Below are 12,962 nucleotides of genomic sequence, written 5' to 3'. Positions count from 1 at the left end.
TTATAACACTGGAAAGACAAGGCTTGGAATTTGAAGGGATTTTAGCAGGGCTTTCTCGCCATTGTTTGGCGGAATTTTATCGCCGTGCTTTTGTGGTTTTTGCCCTGATTTTGATGGGATTTTGGCTGATTTTTGTTTGGTGGGAGATGTGCAAAATTCTCAAAACCTTTAAGACAGGCTTGATGGGGATTTTTGATTTTTTTGGTAAAATTTTGGCATTTCATCCCCAAAATAAACGCCACCCCATCAAAATTACAATCCCGGCCAGAAAACAGGGATTCTTCTTTTGGATGGCCTCTTGAGTGGATTACATGGGTGCAAAGATGAGCGCAAAAAATGAAAAAATCAAAAAAACCAAGCGGATTTAAAAAGCGACATTAAGGAGAAAAAATGCAACTCTGCCTAGCACTAGATCTAGAATCTAGGCAAAAAAACCTCAAACTTTTAGAAGAACTCAAAGATTTCCCCCATCTCTGGGTGAAGGTGGGTCTGCGCAGCTTTATCCGCGATGGAGTGGCTTTTTTGGAATCTATTAAAAAAATCAATGAGAAATTCCGTATTTTTCTTGATCTCAAGCTCTATGACATCCCCAACACCATGGCAGATGCGGCAGAGGAATGCGCAAAGCTCGGAGTGGACATGATCACCATTCATGCAAGCAGTGGCACAATAGCGATGCAAAATCTCATGCAGCGACTCAATCTCTTAGACAAACGCCCTCTAGTCCTTGGAGTGACCGCGCTTACAAGCTTTGATGCAAGGAGTTTTAGGGAGGTTTATGCAAGGGATCTAGAAACCTGCGCCATTGCTCTTGGAAAAATGGCGCATGAAAGCAAGTTGGATGGCGTTGTGTGTTCGGTTTTTGAAAGCAAACTTATCAAGCAAAATACCTCAGATTCTTTCTTGACACTCACTCCTGGAATCCGTCCTTTTTGCGAAGAGAGCAATGACCAGCAACGTGTAGGAAGCATCAAAGATGCCCACCAGCAAGGATCTAACTTCATCGTGATTGGCCGCCCTATCTACAAAGCACAAAATCCCCAAGAAGTGGTGAATAACATCTATAAGGAAATTGAAGAATGCAAATCCTAAAAACCCCGAAAGAATTGCAAGAATACCGCAAAAATCTAACATCTAACATCGGACTTGTACCCACTATGGGAGCACTGCATGCAGGGCATCAAAGCCTCATGCAAAAATCCCTCTCTCAAAATACGCATACCATTGTAAGCATTTTTGTCAACCCCACGCAATTTGGCCCTGGAGAAGATTTTGAGAAATATCCCCGCAGTTTTGATAGGGATTGTGCATTATGTAAAGAATTAGGCGTAAGTGCGATTTTTGCTCCCAAAGCAGAAAGCATTTATAGCAATAGGGATGAAATCACACTCAATCCACCCAAAAACATGGGCTATGTATTTGAGGGTTTTATCCGTGAGGGGCATTTTGCAGGGGTGCTACAAATCATACTCAAACTCTTCCATCTCGCACAGCCCACACATGCTTATTTTGGTCAAAAAGATGCGCAACAATTGCTGATTTTACAACGCCTAGTAGCAGACACCTTCCTCCCCATCACAATCATCCCCTGCCCCACACTACGCGATACTGATGGCCTGGCACTCAGCTCAAGAAATGTCTATCTCTCTAGTACTGAGCGCAACCATGCCCTAGAGATTCCAAGGAGTCTAGAGCAAATCCAAAAACTTGTAAAAAATGGCGTGAGCGATGCACGCATCCTGCTAGAATCTGCCAAGAAAATCTTGCAAAATGTGCAGCTAGACTATCTCGCACTAGTGAATTATGACTTGCAAGAAATCCCAGAAATCCTGCCATTACGCTCGCTTGTGCTCATTGCTGCAAAAGTTGGCAATACAAGATTGTTGGATAATCTTTGGTTTTAGGAGTATGGGTGAGGAAAAAGCTAGCGCTGCTTTGTGTCTGTGTGGGGTTTTTATGGAGCTATGATAGCATCGATGAGGCACTCAAAAATGGCGTAACAAAAGGGGATTTGATTTTTTATACAGATTGGCAGAAATTAGGCTCTGGGAGAGCTATGATCTTCCCCCTCTCCCAGCTTGCCACTTATGGGTATTTGGGCAATACGGGATATATACTGGGCAATATCAGGCTAGGCTATACCTCAGGATTTTATAAAAATATCCGCGCCTCAATTAGCTTTGCTGCAGCCCAGCCATTTTACAATCTCCACAAAAATCTCCACCTCCCCACTGGAAATCTGGATTCTAATAAGGATTTTTTCAGCACCTCTCAAGCCTCTATTGGCGAGAGCTTCTTGGAATATTTTGACGGAGATACAAGCATCAAGGGCGGGCGCATCGCCATCAAAAATGAATGGATCAACACACTCACAGATGGCATCTGGATCCGCAACAAAACCATCAATAAATTGCTTTTGGAGGCCTTTTGGGCGCGTACCTATGGGCGAATTGATTACCACCAAATGACCAATTTCTATGCAGTCAACCCAAAAAATGGCTTTGGCATTGCCAATCTAGGTGTGAAATACGAACCCCTTGAAGATTTGCTAACAATTAAGGCCTATAGCTACTTTGCTCCAAATATTTTCACCGCCTTTGGACTGCGCGCCACCAGCTCCTTTGCCACAGAAAAATTTTCCCTCGGTGGGGAGATTGGGGGCACTTATAGCATCGAACATGGTAAAAATGCTCCCAATGCCTATGAGATTGATGGGCATGTGTATGGAGGCTACAAGGAGATTGTACAGCTCACACTAGGATACATCCACACGGCAAAAAAAGCAGGCTGGGGGAGTCTAGAGAGCCTAGGAGATAGGGTTGCGCCCTTCTTTGTCTGGGGAGGGAAGGCAGTGCGAACCCAAAAAGATGCCAATGTTTTTTATGGTGCCATCAAGGTAAAAGTGCAGCGCTTCAACTTTTCCCTCATCTATGGGACGACTTCTTTTGTCCACAATGCAGGACATTTCCGCCAAAACGAACTGGATTTCACCACAGAAATCCGAATCACAAACAACATCTTCATGCTCATCAATCTGCTAAACACACACCTGGGATCTGGCGCCATCCCGACAGTCACTGAGGTCAACGGAGGAGTCCGCTTTAGGTTTTGATAATTTTTTTGCTAATATAGTTTTTTTTGTAACACCTAGTTGCAAATCAATTCAAAAAAAATGGAGCAAGAAATGAAAGAAAAAACCTTTTTGATGATCCCTGGGCCCACCCCCGTACCTCAAAGCGTATTGCAAGCCAGCGCAAGGCACCCCATCGGGCATAGAAGCCCAGAATTTTCCCAGATCCTACGGGAAGTATTTTTGGATCTTAAAGAGATTTTTCAGACCAAAAATCCTGTATTTGTCTATGCTGCTAGCGGCACAGGAGCGATGTGTGGGGCATTAGAGAATGTCCTCAACCCAGGGGATAGAGTGCTGTGCCTAGTGATTGGAAATTTTGGTGAGCGCTGGGTCAAAATTGCCAAAAGTCGCGGTGCTATGGTGGAAGTCTTGCAAGCAGATCCAGGAGAGGTAATTCACCCAAAAGATCTTGAATCCATGCTCCAAAAATTCCCCGACACAAAGGCTGTGACCCTCACACATAGCGAGACCTCCACAGGTGCTGCCAATGATGTAAAAAGCCTATGTGCAATCATCCAAAAATCTGGCGCACTTGCCATTGTTGATGGGATTACAAGCCTGTGTGCCATGCCCTGCAAAATGGATGAATGGGGTATTGACATCCTTGTCTCTGGATCACAAAAGGGCTTCATGCTCCCCCCAGGACTTGCATTTCTCTCTGCAAGCAAAAAAGCCATGGAGGCCAGAGAAAAATGCCTCTATCCTAGCTTTTATTTTGATTTTTTGGCTCATCAAAAAGCCCTAGAAAAAAACACCACCCCCTACACCCCAGCAGTCAATCTTGTTTTTGGTTTGCATGAAGCACTCAAACTCCTCAAAGAAGAAGGGATAGAAAAAATCAACGCCAGACACAAGCGCTTTGCACTCTCTTTGCGCCAGGCCATCCGCGCCATGGGGCTGGAGTTATTTGTCAAAGAGGATAAAAATGCCAGCTTTGCCATCACATCCATCCTCCCACCTAGTGGCATTGATGTACCCTCCATTCGCAGGGTCCTCAAAGAAGATTTTGATGTATTGGTTGCCAATGGACAAAATGCGCTGGAAAATAAAATCTTTCGCATCGGCACTTTGGGATATGTTTGCGAGCGTGACCTCATTAGCGCAGTTGCAGCACTTGAGGCTACACTCTATAAGCTAGGCCATTCCTTTGCTCTAGGCAGTGGTGTCAAAACCCTCATCCAAAACCTTAAAAATACTTAAAGGAAAATTCATGAAAGTTTTAGTTACAGACTCAATCAATCCTTGTGTGGAGAGCATTTTACGTGATGTGGCACGCGTAGATCTTTTACCCACGATGCAAGAGCAAGAGCTCATAAAAATCATTCCCAATTACGATGCACTCATGGTGCGCTCACAAACAAAAGTAACCTCTGCAGTGATCCAACACAGCAAACTCAAAATCATCGGACGCGCCGGGGTGGGCGTGGATAATATTGATATAGAGGCAGCCACACAAAAGGGAATCATTGTCACCAACTCCCCTGATGGCAATACAATTGCTGCAGCCGAGCACACCCTAGGGCTCATCTTTGCCCTCACAAGAAACATCCCCCTTGCCAATGCATCCGTGCAAGAGGGCAAATGGGAGCGCTCCAAATTTGTAGGCAGAGAGCTCTATGGCAAGACCCTGGGGATCGTGGGATTTGGGCGCATAGGCAAACATGTAGGAAGGGTTGCAGTGACTCTGGGTATGTCACTTTGCGTGTTTGATCCCTATGCCAGTCAAGACATCGTACAACAAGAAGGCGGGGAGTATTTCACTGATCTAGAATCTTTTTTGAAAAAATGTGATTATTTCACGCTACATGTCCCAAAGACCAAAGAAACCACTCATATGATCAACAAGGATACTCTAGCATTGATGAAAAAAGGGGCCTACATCATCAATGCAAGCCGCGGGGGGATCATTGATGAAATTGCTCTGCGAGAGAGCATTGATGCAGGTCATATTGGTGGAGCTGCATTGGATGTTTTTGAGAATGAACCAGATACACAGAATTTCCCATTACGCGGTTGTCCAAAAGCCGTGCTAACCCCGCATCTAGGCGCGAGCACGGAGGAGGCTCAACTCAATGTCGCCATCGATGTGGCCGGACAAATCAAATCCGTATTAAGCGGGGGTACAGCCCAATCTGCGGTGAATATCCCCTCCCTGCGCGCCGACAAGCTTGAGCCCATCAAAGACTATATGCCAATCGCCCAAAACGCCGGGGCTTTCATCGCCCAGCTCCTACAAGAAAAGATCGAAAGCATCGCCATCACTGCCCAAGGAGAGCTTGCTAGCAAAAATCTCGAATCCCTGGAGGTAGCCATCCTCAAGGGCATATTGAGTGCGCATTTTGAGGATGTGAATTATGTCAATGCACCCCTCATTGCCAAGCAAAGTGGCATCACGCATATGATCATCCAATCAAGCCTCCCTTGCAATTTCCCAAGCCTCCTTAGCATCAAAGCCAAGGGCAAAAATGCCGAGCATTCCATCAGTGTGAGCATGGTCGCAAATATTCCCAAAGTCCTGTGCCTAGATGAATATGAAACAGCCTTTAGCATCGGGCAGCATACGCTACTCATCCCACACCAAAATAAGCCTGCAATGATTGCCAAAATCGCAGAGATCCTAGGTAGCAAACATCAGATCAACATCAATCATATGAGCGTCACGCAGGGGAAAAATGGAGAATCCTTGATGCTGATTAGCACAGATGTAGCGATCCAAAATGAAGTGCTAGAAGAAATCCGCCAAACTGATGGTATCGGTAAACCCAGCTACATCTACCTAGGCCCAGCACAATGAAGCTTGCTATTTTTGATTTTGACTCCACACTCATGGACGGCGAGACGCTTAGCATCCTTGGAAAAGAGATGGGATTAGAAGAAAAGATCAGCGCCATCACCAAAAAGGCCATGGCAGGGGAGATGGATTTTTTTGAAAGCCTACTGCTGCGCACAAAGTTGCTGCAGGGGCTAGATTATGCGCAAGTTTTAGAGATCTGCTCCTCTCTTCCACTTATCACAGGGGCCAAAGAAATCATCCCAGCACTACAGAACTTGGGCTATGTTTGCATCTGTTTTTCTGGAGGATTTGACATCGCCACAGAGCCACTGCGCCAAAGAATTGGCATGGATGCGACATTTGCCAACACCCTGCATCACAAAGATGGCAAGCTCAGCGGGCTTGTGGGCGGGAGCATGATGTTTGCTGATAGCAAGGGAGTGATGCTCCAAAAACTGCAGCAAACCTTTGGAATCTCGCGACAAAACACACTTGTAGTAGGCGATGGTGCCAATGACATCAGCATGTTTTTGCATGCTAAGACACGCGTTGCATTTTGCGCCAAGCCTGTGCTAAAACCCCATGCAAACATCATCATCGACACTAAAGACCTCACCCAAATCCTCACCCATCTCTAAGTCCTAATTTTTAGCATTTTTGATAACTCTGGGCTTCTTGCTCTTTTTGAGTTGTTATAAAACCTTGCTACTTGGTTTATTTTCCCCTGATTGGGCTAATTTGGCTTTGAATCTTTTAGATTTTTAAAGCCAAATGGTTGGATTTTTCATCTCCTTGCATGAAAAATAAAAAGACAACACAGGAGATGCGAGTGATTTTCAGCATAGCTGCAATGCGCTGGCTGTGTTGTTTCTATAGGCAGGATAGGATCGTGAAATAGGAAATTATTACCCAGAAGCTAGAGAAAAATTTTAGACACCAAAGATTGGGGTATCAAGTTTCAAGCAAGGGAGTGATGCTCCAAACATGCCAAGTATTCCATGCAAAGGTCTAGGCCACAGGATTGGGGCAATGGGATTGTGGGGCATGTATGGAAACCTTGCAGCTTGAATTCCGCATGCGAATTTTATGGAAAAATATCAAGAGCAGATGCGGGTCATTTTGCATGAATTGACATTTTTAAAACGTGACTTCAGTAATTGCGAAGGGGTGAGACCGTGCTAAACCCACATAATCTCAAAAATCTAAAGGATGCTAAAAATCAAAGCTTAAAAATTCTCTGAAAGGTTTAAGGAAGTGGGGATACTAAAGAAAGAAGGAGAGGAATCCTCTCCTTCTTATTGGATTTTAATGGATTACTTGTCTTTTTTCTCCGACTTGTGCATTTTTTCTGACTTGTCCTTTTTCTCTGATTTATGCATCTTCTCTGACTTGTGCATTTTTTCCATTTTATGCATTTCTTCTGTTTTATCCATTTTTGCCAGTCTTTGTGTATTGTCTACACTATTGTCTACACTGCTCATCTTGTCTGATTTTTTAACCCTCTTGTCTGCTTTTTTGGAATCTTTATCATGTTTCATATCGCAACCATGCACAAAACCATCTTTCATTTCTCTTTTAACATGCCTATAAAGCTCACAAATTCCGCTTTTTTTGCACTCTTCTTTGCTCATGCCCTTCACTTTCTGCTCAAGAGCCTCCTTGATTTTCTCTCTCTGCTCGCGATACTCTTTTAATGTCATGTTGTCTGTGTTTTTCTCTCTGTATTCTCTGATTTCTTTAGCAAAATCCTTCATCTGGTCTTTAGACATACCATGCATTCTTTTGTGAAGCTCCATGTGATAGTCCGCAAAATCCTTAGCATCAACTGTACCAGCCATTTTCGCCAAGTCATCATTGCTCATCTTTGAGAAATCTGCACCAACCAACATGCCCATCAACATCAAAGCACCAAATACCTTCTTCATCATTCACCTCATAAAAAAAATTACCATAAATATGGTTGGCAGAATTCTAGTACAGAACCTTAAATATTTTAAAAATAAACTTTACTTCTACAAGATCTTAGGAAAAATTTTCCACTTATATCAGAGATATTCAACATATAGCACAAACCCTTGGCAAAAAAAGAATTTCTGCGCAAGAATTTTAGGATCCCTATTGCCACTCCCTGACAGCCACTCCCTGACAAAGGGAAGACTATCAATTTATTCATCAATTTCTAAGGAGGGATGTGAAATACTGCCCTACCCCTTCATGCAATATAGCTCTTGTGATTCAAAAAATACTTTGCAGAAAATTAGGGATGACCCACCAACACCACGGCGATGGAGATTTAAGAAAATTCCAGAGATGCAACATCACGCAATCTCACTAGAAGAACGCACTAAGCCCTTGTTCTATAGCAGAGAAAAATCAAAATGCCTTGGCAGATTTTTGAAAAGACCCCTCCCAAGAAGCTCGCCCACTCATAAAAGGCTTAGCGTCATCTTGCTTTTTATTTGTGTGTCTCTGTTTTTAAATCCCCTTTAGAAAATCCATGCTTTTATTTTTTAGAATCTTCCTAACTCGCACGCCTTGCTTCCTCTAGAATTTTGTGCTTACTCACACTCACTCAAGACTAGCATTTTTTAACACCCCCAAAAAATCCGGAAGCCTTTTTATTTTACCCCTCCCAAGTTCCCCTTTCCACCTAGATGACGCGCATTCCTCCCCTCTGGGTTCTTTGCATGTTCTTTGAGGAGCTGATGGAGCTTTTTGTACTCTTCTTTGCTCAAAAATCTCACCTTCCCCACAGGCAGAGCAGAAAGCGTGACAAACCCATATCCCACGCGTCGCAAATCCAGCACCTCCGCCTTAAAATGCGCAAAAAAACGGCGCAGTTCTCGATTTTTCCCCTCGGTGATGCGCACCTTGAGCTTGGAGAAATTTCTATCATTTTTCTGGATTTGATAAAAAGCAAAAGGCTTGAAGCTCATTTTTTGAATCTTGCTTTTTTCATGTCCTCCTGCGCGCGCATCTTCTAGCTCCAGACCATTTTCCATGGCTTCTTTCATCTTTTCTGTGACTGCTCCAGAAATTTTTAGGATATATTCGCGCTCCAGATCGCTTTGCATCAGAAAGTGAGCGATTTTTTTATCATCGCTAAGTAATAACAGCCCCTCGCTTGCAAAATCCAGTCTCCCCACGGGAGTAAAATGCGCATAACGCCTCCCAAGGCTATCAAAAATGCTTCTTCGCCCTCTATCATCACTCCGAGTCACCAGCTCACCCTTTGGTTTGTGATATACGATTACTGTGCTTGGCCCATCCTTTTTCTCGCGCAATTGTTTACCATCAACAAACACCCGCTGCCCCTCTTTGAGCTCCTGGCCTAGCACGGCCTTTTTTTTCTCCACATTCACGCGACCCTGAGCAATAAGCCCATCGGCCTCTCTGCGAGAATATTTACTATGATGGGCAATGTATTGATTGAGGCGCATCATTTCCAACTCGACCACTCTAGATCCGCGCATTCCTGCGTGATAGCAGAATCTACCTTTTTTTCTGTGATGAACATATAAGTCTCGTATTTATCCTTGATGATGATTCTTAGCTCACGATTGCCCTTATTGCGCTCAATGCTCTGGGCAAGGCTATCAAAAATATCTTTGGGGGCATTGTGGTCTAGATGCAAAACCAAAGGACAGCAAGAATCCATCTCCCCCTCCAATAATGCTGAATCCTTCTTATATCCCACATCAATCTTTTCTTCCTGTGCTTCTTTGAGGGTGAGGATCTTAATGATGCGCACCTGATAGCCCTCATCATCTCTTTCGATCTTACACTTCAAGACGATGGGCTGCTCTAGATCAAATTTTTCTAGCTCCAAGAGTTGTTTTTCAAAAAACATAATCTCAATTTTCCCATACAAATCCAAGAGATTCACATATCCATAGGGTTTGTTGCTTTTACTCATTTTGCGAGTAATCTCAGACACCTTCCCTGCAATCAGGCAATAAGAATCTTCCTCCACTTCCCCCAGACTCACACTGGGCACAAAGCCCTGTAGCCCCTCAATGCTCTCGCGATATTCCTCCAAGGGATGCCCTGAGACATAGATCCCAAGGCATTCAAATTCCAAATCCAGCAAATCGCGCAAGGGAAATTCCTCAAAATTTGAAAAATCAAAACGCACGTTTTGCTCCACCTCATCTTCTAGCCCTCCAAATAGCCCTTGGGCCATGCTTTCTTTGGCCTTGTCCTTGCGCCTCCCTGCCTCACAAATGGCATCAAGATTTTTTAACATACATGCACGACTATATCCCAGGCCATCTAGCCCACCAGATTTTATCAAGGGCTCTAGCACACGCTTGGTGATTTTAGAAAAATCAACACGCGAGATAAAATCCTCTAAGCTTTTAAAATCCCCTCCTTTTTCTCGCACAGAGATGATGTTTTGAATGGGTTCATCACCCACCCCCTTGATGGCAGAAAGCCCAAAAATAATCTTTTTAATCCCCATGCCCTCATGCTCAAAGTTTGCTACGCCAAAATTTTTTTCAGAAATATTTACATGCGGGGACATGAAATCCATATCCATTTTTTTCACTTCATTAATGTACTTGGCCACAGACTCAATCTTGCCAGATTCGCTGCTAAGCAAAGCTGCCATAAATTCCTCTTTGTAATAGGTTTTGAGATAAGCAGTCTGAAATGTGATCATTGCATATGCAGCAGAGTGGGATTTATTAAAACCATAGCCCGCAAATTTTACAATCAACTCCCACAAATCCTCTGCTTTAGCGCGATCAAAGCCATTTTTTTCTGCACCAGTGGCAAAATCACTCTTCAAGCGCTCCATCTCTTCTTTGATTTTTTTACCCATCGCACGACGCACAAGATCTGCTCCACCCAGGGAAAATCCCCCAATTGTCTGCACAATCTGCATAACTTGCTCTTGGTACACAATCGTGCCATAAGTGGGTTTGAGAATGGGCTCAAGTGCATCAAACATGTATGTAATCTCCTCTAGGCCATGTTTGCGATTGATGAAGTCATCCACCATTCCAGACTCCATGGGCCCTGGTCGCCCCAACGCAATGATGGCAATGATGTCTTCAAAATTGCTGGGCTTGATGCGCTTATTGAGTCCTTGGAACATCGAGGATTCGATTTGGAATATCCCGAGCGTATCCCCACTTTGAATGGTCTCATAGACTTTTTTATCATCCACATCCACGCTCAAAAAATCGATTTCTTTGCCATAGCGCTTTTTGATAAGCTCTAGGGCATCATGCACGACCGTAAGGGTCTTTAACCCCAAAAAGTCAAATTTGATTAAATCCACGGGTTCAAGATATTTCATAGAATATTGCGTCACCAAAGAATCATCACTTTTCCCTACGGTGCATAAAGGCGTCTTATGCCATAATTCCTTTTCAGAATCCAAAACAATAGCAGCTGCATGTTTCCCTGCATTGCGATTGAGACCCTCAAGCTGCAGGGCATATTCCCACACATCCCGTGCCTTTGGGTTTTGATTCATAAATTCCTCTATTTTTGGCTCTAGGGCATGTGCATCTTCTAGCTTGATTCCCAATTGATTGGGGATGAGCTTGGCAAATGCATCAGCATCTTTAAGCGGCATATCCAACACACGTGCCACATCACGGATTGCATTTTTGGCAAGCAACTTACCAAAAGTAATCACTTGTGCGACATTGTATTTTCCATATTTTTGGATCATATATTCAATCACCTCACCACGCCTGCGCTGACAAAAATCCGTATCAATATCAGGCATGGAAACGCGCTCAGGATTGAGAAAACGCTCAAAAAGTAAATTATATTTCATGGGATCAATATCTGTAATTTTCAAACAAAATGCCACCAAACTTCCTGCCGCACTACCCCGCCCTGGACCCACGGGGATATTTTGACTCTTTGCAAAATGAATAAAATCCCAAACAATGAGCATGTATCCAGGAAACTTCATTTGCGTGATAATCCTAATCTCTTCTTCTAGGCGATCGCGATAGATCTGATGTTTTTCCTGGGGAATAATTTTCAAATACTCTTCTAGCCCTTGCCTAGATTTGTAAGCAAAAAAATCTGCATCATTGTCAATCTCTTGACCCTCAAGCTTGGCATATTCTTTGGTAAAAATAAATGTCGGAGGGGTGGGAGGATTGGTTTTTTCATCTTTGAGCTCTATTTCAAGATTACATTTCTCTACAATTTCTTGCGTATTCCTCAATGCCTCTGGAATATCTGCAAAAATCCTTTCCATTTCCTCAGAAGACTTTACATAAAATTCAAACACTGTATGTTTCAAGCGATTGGGATCATTGAGGGTTTTTCCCTGCCCAAGAGTTTGCACCACCTCTTGCATTTTATGGTCTTTTTGAGAAATATAATGGGCATCATTGGTGGCAATGAGCTTAATTCCTGTTTCTTGCGAGATACGGATAATCAAATCATCAATATTTTCTTGATGATTGATTCCATGACGCATAATTTCTAGATAAAAATCCTCTCCAAAAATATCCCGATATTCTAAGGCCACTTCTTTGGCCATCTCTATGCCCTTAGCACCGCGCTTTTTATTGCGCTCGCTTGTATTTAGATGGAAATTCACCTCTCCACCCAAACAAGCAGAGCTTGCTACAAGCCCCTCGCTATGCTCACGCAAGAGCTTCTTGCTAATCCTTGGATAATAATAAAAACCCTCAATAAATGCCATTGAGCTAAGAAACATAAGATTCTTATACCCTACTTCATTTTTAGCATACAAACAAAGATGAAATCTCTGTTTGCCCTCCTTGGAATTTAGCTCTTCATAATTATGCACATAGGCCTCCATGCCAATGATGGGCTTAATCCCCTCTGCCTTCATGCTTTTGTAAAACTCAATCGCTCCAAACATATTGCCATGATCAGTCATGCTCACACTGCTCATGCCCAGTTCCTTGAGCCTCTGGATGAGATTCTTAATCTTATTGGCTCCATCAAGCATGGAATATTCTGTATGCAGATGCAGATGTGTATAGCTCATTTTCACCCCTTAAAACATTTCAAAAATCATAACATTTGTTACTTAAGACCAGATTGCATTTT

General features: G+C 43.3%; 10 protein-coding genes. 6 read left to right on the top strand and 4 right to left on the bottom strand.

What is annotated here, in order from left to right; genetic code table 11:
* Window positions 1-41: 41 nt before the first annotated feature.
* Window positions 42-242 (bottom strand): hypothetical protein, encoded by a 201-nt coding sequence (locus tag DQN48_RS07575; RefSeq protein WP_145980423.1) that lies wholly within the window; start codon window positions 240-242, stop codon window positions 42-44.
* Between the two features lie 148 nt (window positions 243-390).
* Here DQN48_RS07575 and pyrF point away from each other — a divergent pair, with 148 nt between their 5' ends.
* The 6 genes from pyrF to serB all read left to right on the top strand — a co-directional run bounded on the left by pyrF (window position 391) and on the right by serB (window position 6,544).
* The gene (gene pyrF / locus DQN48_RS00915) at window positions 391-1,092 is read left to right on the top strand and encodes an orotidine-5'-phosphate decarboxylase (RefSeq protein ID WP_013022516.1); all 702 of its coding nucleotides are present in this window, start codon (window positions 391-393) and stop codon (window positions 1,090-1,092) included.
* A complete protein-coding gene (gene panC, locus DQN48_RS00910) occupies window positions 1,080-1,904 on the top strand; it encodes a pantoate--beta-alanine ligase (protein ID WP_013022515.1) in 825 nt (274 codons plus the stop codon). The genes pyrF and panC overlap by 13 nt, the downstream gene beginning before the upstream one ends.
* Before the next feature lie 8 nt (window positions 1,905-1,912).
* Window positions 1,913-3,112 carry an Opr family porin gene (locus DQN48_RS00905; protein ID WP_013022514.1) on the top strand — a complete coding sequence of 400 codons (1,200 nt, stop codon included), beginning with the start codon at window positions 1,913-1,915 and terminating at the stop codon, window positions 3,110-3,112.
* A 72-nt stretch (window positions 3,113-3,184) separates the two neighbouring features.
* Complete coding sequence (locus tag DQN48_RS00900; RefSeq protein ID WP_013022513.1) at window positions 3,185-4,333, top strand: pyridoxal-phosphate-dependent aminotransferase family protein; 1,149 nt, start codon at window positions 3,185-3,187, stop codon at window positions 4,331-4,333.
* A 10-nt stretch (window positions 4,334-4,343) separates the two neighbouring features.
* The gene (gene serA, locus DQN48_RS00895; RefSeq protein WP_013022512.1) at window positions 4,344-5,927 is read left to right on the top strand and encodes a phosphoglycerate dehydrogenase; all 1,584 of its coding nucleotides are present in this window, start codon (window positions 4,344-4,346) and stop codon (window positions 5,925-5,927) included.
* A complete protein-coding gene (serB, locus tag DQN48_RS00890; RefSeq protein WP_013022511.1) occupies window positions 5,924-6,544 on the top strand; it encodes a phosphoserine phosphatase SerB in 621 nt (206 codons plus the stop codon). The genes serA and serB overlap by 4 nt, the downstream gene beginning before the upstream one ends.
* Window positions 6,545-7,219: 675 nt before the next feature.
* Here serB and DQN48_RS00885 read toward each other — a convergent pair.
* From DQN48_RS00885 to dnaE, 3 genes are all read right to left on the bottom strand, one after another.
* Window positions 7,220-7,834: a DUF1104 domain-containing protein gene (locus DQN48_RS00885; RefSeq protein ID WP_081441269.1), complete on the bottom strand. Its 615-nt coding sequence runs from the start codon at window positions 7,832-7,834 to the stop codon at window positions 7,220-7,222.
* Window positions 7,835-8,524: 690 nt separating this feature from the next.
* Window positions 8,525-9,346, bottom strand: coding sequence for a pseudouridine synthase (locus tag DQN48_RS00870; RefSeq protein WP_013022508.1), 822 nt, complete (start codon window positions 9,344-9,346; stop codon window positions 8,525-8,527).
* Window positions 9,346-12,900, bottom strand: coding sequence for a DNA polymerase III subunit alpha (gene dnaE, locus DQN48_RS00865; RefSeq protein ID WP_013022507.1), 3,555 nt, complete (start codon window positions 12,898-12,900; stop codon window positions 9,346-9,348). The genes DQN48_RS00870 and dnaE overlap by 1 nt, the downstream gene beginning before the upstream one ends.
* Window positions 12,901-12,962: the final 62 nt, after the last annotated feature.

The sequence above is a fragment of the Helicobacter mustelae genome (assembly GCF_900476215.1).
Lineage (GTDB): Bacteria > Campylobacterota > Campylobacteria > Campylobacterales > Helicobacteraceae > Helicobacter_H > Helicobacter_H mustelae.
This window is presented reverse-complemented; position numbering and strand designations above follow the sequence as displayed.